The sequence below is a fragment of the Streptococcus acidominimus genome (assembly GCF_001921825.1).
GTDB classification, from domain to species: Bacteria; Bacillota; Bacilli; order Lactobacillales; family Streptococcaceae; genus Streptococcus; species Streptococcus acidominimus.
Map to the genome: position 1 here is coordinate 14,198 of NZ_MSJL01000028.1, position 15,195 is coordinate 29,392.

Genomic DNA, 15,195 nt, shown 5'->3' on the forward strand with positions numbered 1-15,195 from the left:
GAGATTATTATGTACCTCATTGAGCCTATTCGGAATGGAAAATATATCACAGACGGTGCGGTAGCCCTAGCCATGCAAGTCTATGTCCAGCAACATGTGTTCTTGGATGATGATATTTTGTTCCCCTATTACTGTGAACCCAAAGTGGAGATTGGCAAATTTCAGAATGCTATTGTTGAGATTAACGAGGACTACCTCAAGGAAAACAATATCTTGCTTGTCCGCCGTGACACAGGCGGTGGTGCGGTCTATGTGGATGCTGGTGCAGTCAATGTCTGCTATCTGATCCGAGATAATGGCATCTTTGGAGATTTCAAGCGGGCTTATGCCCCTGCTGTTGCTGCCCTCAATGAGTTGGGAGTGACGCAGGTAGAGCAGTCGGGGCGCAATGATCTGGTGATCGAGGGCAAAAAAGTCTCTGGGGCTGCCATGACCATTTCAAACAATCGGGTCTACGGAGGCTATTCTCTCTTGTTGGATGTTGATTTCGAGGCTATGGAGCGCGTGCTTCATCCCAATCGGAAGAAAATTGAATCAAAAGGAATCAAGTCTGTCAGAAGTCGGGTTGGTAGTATCCGTCCCTATTTAGCAGCAGAGTATCAAAACATCACGACGGATGAATTTAAAAATCTGATGACCTGCAAATTGCTAGGTATTGATCATCTTGACCAGGCTAAGCGGTATAACTTAACAGAAGAGGACTGGGCTGCTATCGATCAGTTGGTTGCGGACAAATACAAAAATTGGGAATGGAATTATGGCAATTCCCCGCAATACAGCTATCACCGAGACGGTCGTTTTGCAGCAGGAACCATTGATATCCACTTGGATATTGACAAGGGGCGGATTGCGCACTGCCGTATCTACGGTGATTTCTTCGGAAAAGGAGATGTGGCAGAGGTTGAGCAAGCTCTAGTAGGGCTACGAATGGAAAAAGAAGATGTCAGTGCAGTCTTAGCGACTATCGATTTATCTCTCTATTTTGGTAAGGTATCGGCAGAGGAATTGCTCGGGTTGATGTTTAGTTAACGGGTCTCAATCGTTCTTAGCACAGTGTAGGGCTTGTCTTTTTCCAAGTGTGAGTAGGGGACTTTGATGTTACTTGTAGATAGTGTTATTAAGGATAGAAAGTAATGGTAGGGGAGTTATGGTGAAAAAGAAAAATAGAAAAAAAGAACTAAAGCGTCAACAAAAGCTGGAAGTGACAGTATTATCGGAACAAGAAGCGAAGCTTTTTGAAAGAGAGGAGCAAGCTCCTATTTTCTACGAAGAGCGAATGATTCCTCACTTTGATTTCTATAATGTAGCTGTTTCTCAGCTACGAGAAGAAAATAAAAATCTTACAGATGATGAATTAAGGTATTTACCTCTTCAAATTGCGATGGGAGACTTTTCATGGAGGCGAGACCATGCTCTCTATAAAGAAGCGATGGTGACCCCAAATGATCGTAAGAGAAAGAAGCTCCTTCGTCAGGTTTTGGCTGAGAATCCAGATTACTTCTTAGCAGAGCTTCATTTATGGCTGGCAGATTGGGACGTATCTAGTCCGAGTTATTTTAGACAGACACAAGACTTTCAGGATCGTACGATTGAGCATTGGAAAAAAGAAAGATTTGCTGACTGGTATGCCTTTACAGCTCGTCCCTATCTAACAGCCTTGGTTTATCTGATAGATTATTATTGCGAAGCAGGATTTTACTCTAAGGCTTTAGAACTTGTTACCCTGATAGATAGTAAGCAACCTAGTCGGTTTCCGACAGGCTTCGTAGTCCGAATGTTATCGCTTTACAATCGTCTAGGTCTTTTTGATAAAGTTGAGCGATTTTATCAGATGAGAGTCAAGGAGCATGGTGCAGAAGATGATACCGTTCTTGTGCATTTACTGATTGCGCGTATCTTACAAGGGCGCTGGAAAGAGGCAGAACATCTATTTGAGAGATTAAGCGCGATCAATCCAGCTACTCCCAGATTCTTTTTAGAGGATACTATTTTTCATATTGAAAGAATGGAGGATGAAATAGGCTATCGTTTGCTGTCCATGGAATCTCTGGCGTCCCACCTTGTCCCCCTAATGGATTTCTTGCTAGATGTCCCTCTTATTTTGGAGTTTTTGAGAGAAAAAGCACTCGATAGGCAGGGAGGAGACTTCTTTGAGAATTCACCTTTTGGTTTTTGGGAATTGTTCCACATGCCAGTATTTAGGGATCTTCGCATGAATGCTGTTCAAATTTTTTACAAAGAAGGCTTCAGAAGTAAGAAAGATTTTGAAGCAAGGACGGAGAAGGAAGTTCTTGCTCTCAAGGGCATTGGGGCAAAAACAATTGAACAATTAAAGAAGAATGGCATCGTGTTTAAAAGATCCGAATAGATTGCAATTTCTTAAAAAATCTGCTATAATAAATCCAATCGGAGGAATAGTGAGTTTGTCTGTTACAGAAAGCGGTGGCGCTGAGAAATCCGCACAGATGTCAGTATTGGTTGCTGAGGTTGCATAGAAGAACTGAATAGAGCAAGAGCGGGCTTGACCCGAATCTGGGTGGTACCGCGGAACAATCATGAAGTGAATTTCGTCCCTGTCGTATGGCAGGGACATTTTTTATATCGTGATAGGAAGCGTTTAAGAAAGTGAGGAAAGTTATGGTTATAATCTTAGAAGACTATGATGGACAACTTCTGCCCAATGTAGAGACCGAACGCCTGTTATTGCGGCAGCGAACAGTTCAAGACGTAGAAGCGATCTTTGCCTATGCCAGCTTGCCTGAGGTTTGTCACCCAGCAGGGTTTCCAGTAGTAGCTACTCTGGAAGAAGAGCTGGACTATCTGGAACGTCGCTATGTTCAACATCTGGCAGAAGAAAATCTACCGTCTGGCTATGGGATTACTATCAAAGGGAGCGATCGTATTATCGGATCCTGTGACTTTAATCACCGCCATGCTGATGATGTATTGGAGATTGGTTACCTACTTCATCCAGACTTCTGGGGTCAGGGTTACATGCCAGAAGCAGTAGCTGCTTTAGTTGAAGTAGGTTTCACCCTTCTACATTTACATAAGATTGAGCTGAAATGTTACAGTAGCAACCAGCAAAGTCAAGCAGTTGCTCGCAAGCTTGGTTTTACTCTGGAAGCCCGCATTCGGGATCGGAGGGATATCCAAGGGAACCGCTGTGATGAGCTGGTGTATGGATTGTTGAGAGAGGAATGGATCGCTAGTAGCACAAGATTATAGAAGCACTATGTGCTTGAGTTTGAAAGCGACTATAAAGGAAAGGTGAGATATTGCATGCTCCATCATATTGAAATCAATGTTTCGAATCTGGCAAAGAGCCGCCTTTTCTATGACAGGCTCTTTGCGGATTTGGGGTATGAGCGCTATCAGGAGTGGGAAGCAGGCTTCAGTTATCGCTATAAGAGCACCTATCTGGTCTTTGTCCAGACCGAGGAGGTCTATCAAGAAGCACCCTATCATCGAAAGCAGACAGGCCTCAATCACCTAGCCTTTTGCCTACCGACAAGAGAGCAGGTTGATGCCTTACGTGAACGCCTACGAGCAGACGGTGTGCCTTTGCTGTATGACGGATCCTATCCATACGCTGGAGGAGCTAACCATTATGCTGTCTTTTTTGAAGATCCAGATAGGATCAAGATTGAGGTTGTTTGGGAGGATCTGGGATGAATCTAGTTATTATTGGGGCGCAGGCTTCAGGGAAGATGACGATTGGTCAAGAGATTGAGAAAAGAAGGGATATGACCTTGTTTCATAACCATGATAGCATTGATTTTGTGCTACGTTTTATGGAATGGGGAGATAGAGCAACCGACTTGATTCGAAAGATTCGGATGGACTTTTTTGAAGCCTTTGCCAAAAGTGGGAAATCCCTTATTTTTACAGTAGTAATCGATTTTAATGATAGAAATGATCTTGATTTTTTAAGAGATATTCAGGATGTGTTTCATACTTTTGGGCGGGAAGTCCTATTTGTGGAGTTGGAGACAGATGTAGAGGAACGTCTTAGACGCAATCGCACCGAACATCGGATGAACTGCAAGCCTATTAAACGGAATGTGGACTGGTCTGAACACGATATTTTATCGACTGCAGAAACGGCTCAATTTAACCCTAAACAAGCACCGGACTTTCTCAAATACTATTATCAATTGAATAATACAGCACTTTTGGCTCAGGAAGCAGCCCAGCTAATTTTACGAAAAGTAGAGGAGCTTGAAGTGGAGTAGTGGGGGGACAGGTATATCTTTAGCTTGAATGATGCTTATGTTTTGGTGTAAGAAAAATGTAGAAAATAGTAAAGAGATTATCACATTCTGTATAACTATTTAAAAAGATATACCCTAAGAATGACGAAATAAATAATTATATAAATATAAGGAGAAAATAAATGTCAAAAGAATTATCACCAAAATACAATCCAGCCGAGGTTGAGGCTGGTCGTTATGCTAAATGGCTGGAAGCCGATGTTTTCAAACCGTCTGGAAATCCAGATGCCAAGCCGTACTCGATTGTGATTCCACCGCCAAATGTAACGGGGAAACTCCACCTTGGACACGCTTGGGACACGACCTTGCAGGATATTATTATCCGCCAAAAACGCATGCAGGGCTTTGACACCCTGTGGCTTCCAGGTATGGATCATGCAGGGATCGCTACTCAAGCCAAGGTTGAGGAGCGTTTGCGTGGTGAGGGTATTACCCGTTACGACCTCGGTCGTGATAAATTCCTAGAAAAGGTCTGGGAGTGGAAGGACGAGTATGCTGCCACCATTAGGGAACAGTGGGGCAAGATGGGTTTGTCGCTCGACTACTCACGCGACCGTTTCACCCTTGATGAGGGATTGTCAAAGGCTGTTCGTAAGGTCTTCGTTGATTTGTATAAAAAAGGTTGGATCTATCGTGGTGAGTTTATCATCAACTGGGATCCAGCAGCCCGCACAGCACTTTCGGATATTGAAGTTATCCATAAGGAAATCAATGGTTTTGAACATTATTTCAAATATATGTTTGATGACAATAGCGGAAATTATTTGACCATCATGACCACCCGTCCCGAAACCATGTTCGGAGATGGAGCTATTGCAGTGCACCCAGATGATGAGCGCTATACTGACCTGATTGGGAAGTATGTGATCGTGCCCTTGACAGGTTACCGGATTCCGATTATTGCAGATGAATATGTGGATATGGAGAAAGGGTCGGGCTGTGTGAAGATTACTCCTGCCCATGACCCCAACGATTTTGAGGTTGGTTTGCGTCACAATATCAAGCAAGATATTATTATGAATTTGGATGGAACCATGGCATCCACCCACCGTGTACCTGAGAAATACCAAGGATTAGATCGCTACGAGGCAAGAAAGTTGTTTATCGAGGATGCCGAGGAAGCAGGTCTGTTAGAGAAGCTAGATCCCATTGTGCACCCAGTTGGTCACTCCGAGCGGACAGGCGTTGTCGTAGAGCCACGCTTGTCAACCCAATGGTTTGTCAAGATGGATCAATTGGCAAAGAATGCTATTGCTAATCAAAGTACAGATGATGCAGTCAAATTCTATCCACCACGCTTTAACGATACCTTCCTCCAATGGATGGAAAATGTCCATGACTGGGTGATTTCACGCCAGCTTTGGTGGGGACACCAGATTCCTGCCTGGTACAATGAAGCGGGTGAAATCTATGTCGGCGAAGAAGCGCCAGAAGAAGACGGTTGGACACAGGATGAAGATGTCCTAGACACTTGGTTCAGCTCTGCCCTTTGGCCATTCTCAACCATGGGTTGGCCCGATGAGGATAGCGCAGACTTCAAACGCTACTTCCCAACTTCAACCCTCGTCACAGGCTATGACATTATCCCATTCTGGGTGTCTCGCATGATTTTCCAAGGGCTTGAGTTTACAGGTCAAGCACCATTTAGAAATGCGCTGATCCATGGTCTAATCCGTGATGAGCAAGGTCGAAAAATGTCGAAATCTCTCGGCAATGGAATTGACCCTATGGAGGTAATTGACAAGTATGGGACAGACAGTCTCCGTTGGTTCCTATCAAATGGTTCTGCACCGGGGCAGGATGTCCGCTTTAGCTACGAGAAGATGGATGCCAGTTGGAATTTCATCAATAAAATCTGGAATATTTCCCGCTACATTCTCATGAACAATGAAGGCTTGAGCCTTGAAGTCGCGCGTGAAAATGTTGTAAAAGTGGCAAATAGCCAGGCAGGAAATGTGACCGATCGCTGGATTCTCCACAACCTCAATGAAACCATTGCCAAGGTGACGGAGAACTTTGATAAGTTTGAATTCGGTGTAGCGGGGCATATCCTCTATAACTTTATCTGGGATGAATTTGCCGACTGGTATGTGGAATTGACCAAGGAAGTGCTTTATAGTGATGATGAGGCAGAAAAGGTCATGACCCGTTCCGTCCTTCTCTATACCTTGGATCAAATTTTGCGCCTGCTTCATCCAATCATGCCTTTTGTGACCGAGGAAATCTTTGGCCACATTTCAGAAGGCAGCATTGTTACAGCAAGCTATCCAGAAGTTCGTCCTGAGTTTGAAAATGCAGCAGCGGCAAATGGGGTAGAGGCTCTGAAAGACGTGATTCGTGCGGTGCGAAATGCTCGTAACGAAGTCAACGTTGCCCCAAGCAAGCCTATCACGCTCTTGATCAAGCCGACCGATCGCCAGCTGGAGGACTTCTTTAAGGCTAATGTCAACTACATCAAGCGCTTTACTAATCCGGAACACTTGGAAATTGACAGTAGTCTAACCGCACCAGAGCTCGCCATGTCAAGCGTCATCACAGGAGCAGAAATCTATCTTCCTCTTGCCGACTTGCTTAATGTTGAAGAAGAGTTGGCACGCCTTGAAAAAGAACTTGCCAAGTGGCAGAAGGAACTCGATATGGTTGCCAAGAAACTCGCCAACGAAAAATTCGTAGCCAACGCCAAACCAGAGGTCGTCGAAAAAGAACGCACCAAACAAGCCGACTACCAAACCAAGTACGACACCACAAAAGACCGCATCGCGGAGATGCAGAAGTTGGTGAAGTAGTGGAAATAAAATATGAACCAAGTCTGAAATAGACTTGGTTTTGTGGGATAATATATATAATAATATGTTATAGGGATTATAATATGACAATAAAAGTATATGCTGTTAGTAAAGTAGTTGAGGAACGTGAACTTAATGCAAAACAAATAGCTAATATTAGAAAATTATTTAATTTTTTGATGGGAGAGAAACGTTCCCACCTTTCTGTAAAATGTATTTTACCATCTGAAAGTCAGTCAGAAGATTCAATATTATTTGAATTTAAAAATTTTAATCCTAAGGATAATTTTAACTTTCGGAAATTTGCTGATAAATTGCTGGAAGCAGAAACAAATGAAGACGGAAAACGAAATGCAACTATTCGTACAGGTTTTCTTTTTCTTGAGCAAATTGGTAGTAGTATCAAGTTAATTAAATTAGAATCTACTAACGCTATTGATCCTGAGACATTTGCAATACGGAAGGATTTGGGATTAGATAATAGCTATTATAAGATTTGTATTTTTAAAAATGATTTTAACAACGTGACAATTATTGACAAAAGTAATACTGCTGCGAAATTCTGGTATAATAAATTTTTAGATTTAAAACTTTTTAGAGATAGTGATAGCAATACTGATACACTAATTAAGTTTATTAATAAAAATTTATTATTCTCTGACGAAGTTAAAAATCAAGAAAACTATGAAGAAGTTAAAGATTTATCTTTGGAATATATTTTTGAAAGTAGTTCTTTTGATAAAACCGACTTGATGAATAAGTTAGTTCAAGCAAGTTTGTTAGGCATGAATGATGAAAGTAAGATTTTTTCTGAAAAATCATTGGATCTAGATTCAGAATTTGTTATATCTAAGAAAATGATTGTTAGACATTTTAAGAAATCACTGCCAATATCAGATATTACAACTATTTATACGGACAATATCATTGAGATGAGAGATAGACAGGAGGTAGAATATAATATAGATACAGGAAAACTAGAACTTGATGTTCAGGAACGTTATCGGTCTCAAATTTTGCAAAGTCTTGGTATAGATGAATGAGTAATATAGTAAAAAAATGGCAAAATACTTCAGCAATTATAGATTCTAACTCAACTCTTAAAGAAGTCTTAGAGAAGCAGAACATAAAGGGGATCTTAAAGAAGGATGGCTATTACATCTTTAATCCAAAGAATATCTGGATTTTTGAAGAAGAATTTATTGATGTACCTAATCATACATTGCAACAAATTTTTGATAAATTAAGTTATAAAAATTATGATAGGATAAAATATTTTGACCGCGATACAGAAGAATTTATTGTATATACTGGCGGACATAGCGTTGAATCTTATTCAAAAATTATTAGATCAAATGTAATTGATGGCGTAAGTGTTGATAAACTAAATATCTCTTTGGAGCTTTTATCTCAAAGTGGCTATGAGAGTAAAAGTGAAAGGGTGCAACATTTGATTGACATATATATTTTAATAATGTTATCCAATCGGACAAAGAGGGTACAAAATGAGCTAGAATTTACTTTTGAGGGGGAACAGGATTCTTTCTCATGTAAAACTGAGTTTGGAGATAAAAATTTTGACCGCGGTTTATGGGAATTATTTCATTGGATAGTTAATAGTCAAGAGTACAGTGAAGCGTATAAAGTAAAATTACAGATTGTTCGAGTTTTAATTAATAAACGAAAACACTTGAAAGACTTAACTTCTCTTAAAGATCAATCTGAATCTATTTTTAATAGGATAGTTAGTGGAAAAACTGATAAATATTTTGAGTTTCAGAATAACTTGAAGGAAGATTTTATTAAAATTTCTAGAGGGATTAAAGAATATAATTCAGGTTTAAATACGAAATTATTTGGATGGTTAACAGCATTTTCATTAATTATTTTTGACTTTATAAAAGAGAGCGATGGGAAAAATCTATTTAGGAGAGTGATCTTTTCAACTTCTGAAAAAATTAAACTTTTATTGTTGCTTTTGTTCGGAGCTTTGGTTATTATAATGATAATGTATAATTTGGATATAAAAACCATCAAAAAACAGTATCAATCTCTAAAAGAATTTTACGTTAGTCAAATGTTTGTCTCTAAAGATGAATTTGATAAATTTATAGAAGAACCTAAGTATTGCAATTGGTATAATTTTCTATTAGTATGTTTGTTGTTTGTACTCTTATTACGATTTTTAATTGCTTAAAAATTAATATTTATATCCGAAGTAAGTCATTATCTTATAAAAATGTTATACTATCTTAGCAGTTAGATAATTTTTAGAAAGCAGGTGCTTACATGACAAATTCTGTAAGTTCTCCAGCTAAGAAGAAGCACACTATTGCAGCTTTCTTTTCTGGTGTGGGGGGAATTGAGTTGGGATTTGAACAGACCAACGAGTTCAGAGTGGTGTATGCCAATGAGTTTGATAAGTATGCGAGAATGACTTATCAGCTGAATTATCCAGATACTTATCTGGATGGTCGAGATATTCACGCCGTTTCTGCTGATGAAATTGGTGAACAGGTTGATGTGATTGTAGGGGGCTTTCCCTGTCAGGCATTTTCTATTGCTGGATATCGCAAGGGATTTGAAGACGATCGTGGTGATTTGTTCTTTGAATTGCTTCGGATGATTGAAGCCAAACGTCCAAAGGTTGTCTTTGTAGAAAACGTGAAAAATATGGTTTCTCATGATCATGGTAATACCTTTAAAGTTATCCGCGAAGCCCTAACAGAGAACAACTACTTCATTAAGTGGAAAGTCCTAAATGGTAAAGACTACGGAAATATCCCACAAAATCGAGAGAGAATCTATATCGTTGGTTTTGATACTAAAGAAGCCTACGAAGCCTTTGAGTTTCCAGAAGAAATCAAATTGACATCCACCTTGAATGATGTGATTGACTTTGGAGCGGAGCCGGAAGAAATCTATTATTACCGTGAGGGTAAACAACCTTTTTATGCAAAACTTAAGCATGCCATAGATAGTCAAGAGACAGTTTACCAATGGCGGAGGCAGTATGTTCGGGAAAATAAAAATGGAGTAGTTCCGACCCTAACTGCTAATATGGGGACTGGGGGGCATAATGTACCCTTGATATTGACAGATAAGGGTGATATTCGTAAATTGATGCCTAAAGAAACCTTTAATGTTCAAGGATATCCAAAGACGTTTAAACTACCAGAGAATGTTTCGAATGGACAGCTGTACAAGCAGGCAGGAAATAGTGTGGTGGTTCCTGTCATCAAGCGTATTGCGGAGAAGGTAGCAGAAGCAATGACGGCGAAAGGAAAATCACAATTGGATAGGACTGGCAAATATGCCATTATTTATACTAAAATGAATGGACAATTTGAAGGACAATCGTATGTGAAAGCTTTTGCCTCAAGCTATGAAGAAGCTGAAACAAGAATCAGTGCTTATAATGATGGTTTGGGTATTTTATCTGATGAGAATTACCTTCGTCTTGTAAAAAAAGGTGGACATTTAGAATTTTATAGTATTAACTAACGAATAGGTAAGAGCTAGTGAAAAACTAGTCTCTTTTTGATATACTTAGTATATAAGTGAGGTTGAGTTTATGTGGGATAAGTTAAAAAAAGAAGATAAGAAAAAATATAAGACACTTATTACCAATTTTGCTAGTCTAAGTGAAGCCTTTTCTCAGAAAGTGGAAGTCAATGATGACAAAGCTATGAATTATGTTGCCCCGATTGTTAATTCTAAATTTCAGGAGACAGTATTTCAAAAGGCATTCCACGCAGTAGGGGAAGACATTGCCAATACTTCCTATGATGCATCTGTTGTGGTAGATGAGAAACATAAGTATCTGGTCGGAATTAAATCCTTTGGTATTAATTCGGGTGACCAAAAAGTTGCTCAGTTTAAGAAAGACTCGCAAAATTGGACAGACATCTTACATGAAATTAAATTTTATGCAGATATTTCTCCAGATAAAGAAACTGCAAACAAAGCGAATAGAGAACGTTATCAAACATTAGCCTTAAAGATTGCGCAATTACGAAATCAGAGAATCGAATCTTCTAAAGCCCAGATAAGAGGCTTTAATTCGGATGATGTTTCTGTTGACTCAGTCTATCATGTATTGATGCCAACACCAAAAGGCAAAGAACCACAAATTTTTGTTGGAGAAACCGCTTATTTGCCCATTGATATTGAAAATTTAGAAATTCTAGGAGCTACGAGCGTCAACAATCCTACCAATTTTCGATTTACCGATGGACGGCATACCTATAAGTACACAGCTGCAGATAGTCAATTATACATGACCTTCAATAATAAAGATATTGTGGTAGATACTTGGGATGTGTCTTATATTGAGGATCCATTTACTATCTTTGAGCAGCTACATTTATTAACAGATGTAAAGGAAGAGTCGGAAGTTGTTGAGACAGTTTCATGGGTAATCACAGATAAGCATGGAAAAGTAGAAGAGAGCTCAGGATTTAATGCTTTTGATGGTGGCTCAAAATTAGCGAAAAAAGATAGAGTACAACGGATTGCTAGATTAATGAGTAAATATCAGGAATCCTTGGAAACTGAAGAACGTGCTTTTGTTACTCTTTATTTAGAAGAAATTTTATTGAAAAAGTGGACGACAAAAGATGAAAAGGTTCAGATGAAACAACATAGAGCAAGACTGCTTGATTTTGCTAAAGTTTCAGGTGTAGAGGGTCTGGCAGAAGATATAGAAAAACTAGTTTACCGGCCAGTTAGCGAGGTTTATATTCCGCTTCCTGATTCTAAACATTTCCATGATGAGCGACCACATTTTTTTGGAGTAAATATTGGTACCTTTGAAAAAGATACTAAAAAGTTAGCTCTCCCTAAGGAAAATAGAACGTTTGATTTGAAATTTCTATCATCAGGTGATGTTATCAAAGCCTATATCAATCAAGAAGCAGGGAAAGCGATCCAATCGATAGAAAAACAGGATATTCTAGGTGAATGGATTTTACGTGGTGTTTTCCAGTTGAAAGAGCGTGAGATTCTGACAGGTGAAAAATTAGAAGAACTCCAGATGAATGGTATTCGACTGACTAAGTTTAAAAATGGAGAGATTGGAATAGAATTTATCTGGATAGATACAGTAAATCCCCCTCAAGATGCGATTGGTTGGGTAGCAAAAAAGTAATTTTTGTGAATTTCCACAGCATTTTGGCTGTGGTTTTTGCTATAATAAAGAAAAAGCGGTTGATGGCTTTGGAAAAGGAAGAGTTGGTGGGGCTTATCGGTCAGTTATATGGTGAGAGTGAGGTGGTGAAGGGTAAGCTCAATGTTTCTTTTCAGGGAGAGGGCTATGTGGCAGATTTAGTCGCTGACTATTGCCGTGAAATACATCAGGTGATGTTCCCTGACAATCTGCTTAGTGGAGGTCAGTATAAAGCTGCTAAGAGGTTGCTTGCTGAGTTCAAGGAGCGTTGCACAGATCAAGAGGCGCAAGCTAGAGTGTATCTTCAATTTGCACTGGATGGGACGCGGTTTACGGATACTTGTGGGGATATGCCAGTAGCCTATTATAATGCCCTGTTGCACTCTTATCAGATTGCGGTTGATGTTGCAGAAGGAAATGAGGACTTTTTTGACTCGGTAAAAGAAGAACTACTCTATATTTATCAAACTAGCCAAGATATTGGCTGGGGATTTTCAGAAGGAACGATGGATATTTTTTGTCAAGTTAGCTGGATGTACGATGAGGAAGATTGAATGGTGAAATGATGGAGCAGTTTATTGAGAAATCGTCAGGAAGAATAGTTTGTGTGAGAACAAGGTATCCTTATTATGGTTCGCAATTACAGTTGCTACTGCTAGAATATCAGGACGATGGTGCATGTGTCCTGATTCGTGAGAGTGACTTTCAGGAGCTATTTATGCCTAGACGTTCTCAACTAACAACTGCTGAAAAATTGAGTATTTATCGTTCGTTATTTAGAGGACGGGATGATGTCTATGCTAAATCCTATCAAAACGATACTGGTAGATTGCAATACTATCCTTCCTATCGGTATGGATGGAAACAATTACCGGCTGATCAACGTACTTGTGAACCCTTGACAGATCAGGTCTTAAAGGCACATTTTAGAGGTGAGACGAGCATTGGTCTATTTCCGATCTTAAAGGATGATACCTGCTACTTATTAGCAATTGACTTCGATAAGGGGGATTGGAAAGAGGCGGTTCAGACCTTGAGGCAGGTATTAGAGGCGTATCAAATAGCTGTACATGTTGAAGTTTCACGTTCAGGAAATGGAGCGCATGCTTGGTTTTTCTTCGAGAATCCAATACCTTGTCGTGAAGTACGATTATTTGGTCGAAAGTTACTGGAGCTAGCCATGCAAGCATCACCCAAGGTATCCTTTTCCTCCTTTGACCGTATGTTTCCAAATCAGGATCGCTTGCCAAAGGGAGGTTTTGGAAATCTCATTGCCCTCCCCTTGCAAGGGCATTCCTTTCAAGAGGGGAGAAGGGTATTTGTTGATAAGCAATACGTTCCCTATGCTGATCAATGGCTGTATCTGAAAGAGCTTAGACGGGTCAGTTACCAGCAGGTTCAAGAGCTGAATAAGCTATCTCTCCGTATGTGTTTTGAGCAAGAGCCCTTAGAAATTCGCCTGGGAAGAGTGCTAGAGGTAAAGAAAGCCAATCTATCCTCTCAGTTGCTATTTTATCTTAAAAAATTAGCTTCGTTTTCAAATCCAGAGTATTATCTAAAACAGGCAATGAGACAGCCAGTGTATCAGATTCCTGAAACGATCTGGTTATTTGAAGAAGATGATGCATATCTTTATCTTCCAAGAGGCTTAGTTTCGACACTTCGAGAAACCTTTCCTAAATTAAGTGTTGTTAGACGGGAACATGATAGCGATGAAATTAGGGTATCCTTTACGGGGGAATTACGCTTTGACCAAGAATTAGCCTTAACAGATATGTTATCTGCAGATAATGGTGTTCTCTGTGCAGGTACTGGATTTGGAAAGACTGTCTTGGGTGCTGCTCTTATCGCTAAGTGTCAGAAGCGAACGCTCATATTAGTTCATAATCGGCAATTATTAGAACAGTGGCTGGAGCGTTTATCACAGTTTTTGGTTTTCGAAGAGGAGGAAGCTATTCGATATACGCCCTCTGGCCGAAAAAAAGTCATAGGGCATATTGGTCAATTCATGGGGAGCAAAAAGTGGCGAACGATGCTAGTAGATGTTGCCATGATTCAATCGCTGATGACGATTGAAAATCTAGAAGAGTTATTGTCTAATTATGATTTGATGTTAGTAGATGAGTGTCACCATGTAACGGCTGTTATGTTTGAAAAGGTGGTCGCTAGTTTTTCTGGAACTTATCTTTATGGTTTGACAGCTACTCCTGAGCGTAAAAATGGTCATGAACCCATCCTTTTTCAACGTATTGGTCCCATTTTGCATACAGCTAGTGAATATCAAGTAGCTTTTGAAAAGCAATTATTACTCCGTTTTACAGACTTTGGAAAATATGATGTTCAAGATAAGAACAGTAGCAACTTTGTTGAACTATGTGATAGGTTAGTTCAATCTTCCTCTAGAAATCAAATGATTCTTCAGGATATTATTGAAGCCTACCAGCAAAAGCGGCATATTTTAGTTTTAACCAATCGGATAGATCATTTGAAAGTGCTTGAAAAAAAGCTAAAAGAAGCCTGCTTGTCTTCTATTTTTATCATGAGTGGTCAGACAAAAGTAAAAGAAAAGCAGGAAATTCTATCACGGATATATCAATTAGATGATGAGCCTTTTGTGTTGTTATCCATTGGAAAATATGTGGGTGAAGGATTTGACTTGCCTAAGTTGGATACTCTAGTATTAGCTAGTCCCTTATCATGGAAGAATAATCTTATTCAATATGCAGGTCGAATCCATCGTCCCTATCCTAAAAAAGAGTTGGTAAGGATTTATGATTATATTGATATCCACGTTCCATATTTAGAAAGAATGTTTCATAAGCGTCAGATATAGTTATTGAGTTTTAAAATAGTACAAAAGAGATTCATTTACTGTTTTGCATGTTTTTAAAAGTTCTGTGATTGCTCTCTTCAGATTTGCCCAAGCTTTCTCAATGGGATTTAATTCTGGTGAATAAGGTGGAAGAGG

Annotated in this window: 14 protein-coding genes; 12 read left to right on the forward strand and 2 right to left on the reverse strand. The window is 39.5% G+C overall.

Going from position 1 to position 15,195, the window contains the following annotated elements:
* Positions 1 to 9: 9 nt before the first annotated feature.
* The gene (gene lplA, locus BU200_RS06785) at positions 10 to 1,029 is read left to right on the forward strand and encodes a lipoate--protein ligase (RefSeq protein WP_075099461.1); all 1,020 of its coding nucleotides are present in this window, start codon (positions 10 to 12) and stop codon (positions 1,027 to 1,029) included.
* Positions 1,030 to 1,147: 118 nt separating this feature from the next.
* The gene (locus BU200_RS06790) at positions 1,148 to 2,368 is read left to right on the forward strand and encodes a tetratricopeptide repeat protein (protein ID WP_075099462.1); all 1,221 of its coding nucleotides are present in this window, start codon (positions 1,148 to 1,150) and stop codon (positions 2,366 to 2,368) included.
* On the opposite strand, the gene BU200_RS11245 is transcribed toward BU200_RS06790, so the two are convergent.
* Positions 2,330 to 2,593 carry a hypothetical protein gene (locus tag BU200_RS11245; protein ID WP_169822875.1) on the reverse strand — a complete coding sequence of 88 codons (264 nt, stop codon included), beginning with the start codon at positions 2,591 to 2,593 and terminating at the stop codon, positions 2,330 to 2,332. The two genes, BU200_RS06790 and BU200_RS11245, sit on opposite strands and share 39 nt — an antisense overlap.
* 44 nt (positions 2,594 to 2,637) lie before the next feature.
* On the opposite strand from BU200_RS11245, the gene BU200_RS06795 reads away from it, so the two are divergent.
* The 10 genes from BU200_RS06795 to BU200_RS06840 all read left to right on the forward strand — a co-directional run bounded on the left by BU200_RS06795 (position 2,638) and on the right by BU200_RS06840 (position 15,060).
* On the forward strand, positions 2,638 to 3,228 hold the full coding sequence (locus BU200_RS06795; RefSeq protein ID WP_075099463.1) for a GNAT family N-acetyltransferase: 591 nt from the start codon (positions 2,638 to 2,640) through the stop codon (positions 3,226 to 3,228).
* Between the two features lie 54 nt (positions 3,229 to 3,282).
* On the forward strand, positions 3,283 to 3,675 hold the full coding sequence (locus BU200_RS06800) for a VOC family protein (protein ID WP_075099464.1): 393 nt from the start codon (positions 3,283 to 3,285) through the stop codon (positions 3,673 to 3,675).
* Positions 3,672 to 4,235 (forward strand): shikimate kinase, encoded by a 564-nt coding sequence (locus tag BU200_RS06805; RefSeq protein ID WP_075099465.1) that lies wholly within the window; start codon positions 3,672 to 3,674, stop codon positions 4,233 to 4,235. The genes BU200_RS06800 and BU200_RS06805 overlap by 4 nt, the downstream gene beginning before the upstream one ends.
* A 161-nt stretch (positions 4,236 to 4,396) precedes the next feature.
* On the forward strand, positions 4,397 to 7,060 hold the full coding sequence (locus tag BU200_RS06810) for a valine--tRNA ligase (protein ID WP_075099466.1): 2,664 nt from the start codon (positions 4,397 to 4,399) through the stop codon (positions 7,058 to 7,060).
* A gap of 83 nt (positions 7,061 to 7,143) precedes the next feature.
* Positions 7,144 to 8,103, forward strand: coding sequence for a hypothetical protein (locus BU200_RS06815; RefSeq protein ID WP_075099467.1), 960 nt, complete (start codon positions 7,144 to 7,146; stop codon positions 8,101 to 8,103).
* Positions 8,100 to 9,257 carry a hypothetical protein gene (locus tag BU200_RS06820; RefSeq protein WP_075099468.1) on the forward strand — a complete coding sequence of 386 codons (1,158 nt, stop codon included), beginning with the start codon at positions 8,100 to 8,102 and terminating at the stop codon, positions 9,255 to 9,257. Before BU200_RS06815 ends, BU200_RS06820 begins: the two co-directional genes overlap by 4 nt.
* Positions 9,258 to 9,349: 92 nt before the next feature.
* Entirely contained in the window at positions 9,350 to 10,564 is a 1,215-nt protein-coding gene (locus BU200_RS06825) for a DNA cytosine methyltransferase (protein ID WP_075099469.1), read from the forward strand.
* A 70-nt stretch (positions 10,565 to 10,634) separates the two neighbouring features.
* Complete coding sequence (locus BU200_RS06830; protein WP_075099470.1) at positions 10,635 to 12,209, forward strand: hypothetical protein; 1,575 nt, start codon at positions 10,635 to 10,637, stop codon at positions 12,207 to 12,209.
* A 62-nt stretch (positions 12,210 to 12,271) separates the two neighbouring features.
* A complete protein-coding gene (locus tag BU200_RS06835) occupies positions 12,272 to 12,781 on the forward strand; it encodes a hypothetical protein (RefSeq protein WP_075099471.1) in 510 nt (169 codons plus the stop codon).
* Between the two features lie 53 nt (positions 12,782 to 12,834).
* The gene (locus BU200_RS06840; RefSeq protein ID WP_158015117.1) at positions 12,835 to 15,060 is read left to right on the forward strand and encodes a DEAD/DEAH box helicase; all 2,226 of its coding nucleotides are present in this window, start codon (positions 12,835 to 12,837) and stop codon (positions 15,058 to 15,060) included.
* Here the strand turns inward: BU200_RS06840 and BU200_RS06845 are convergent.
* On the reverse strand, positions 15,061 to 15,195 hold a 135-nt coding region (locus BU200_RS06845), incomplete at its 5' end, for a transposase (RefSeq protein WP_211268960.1).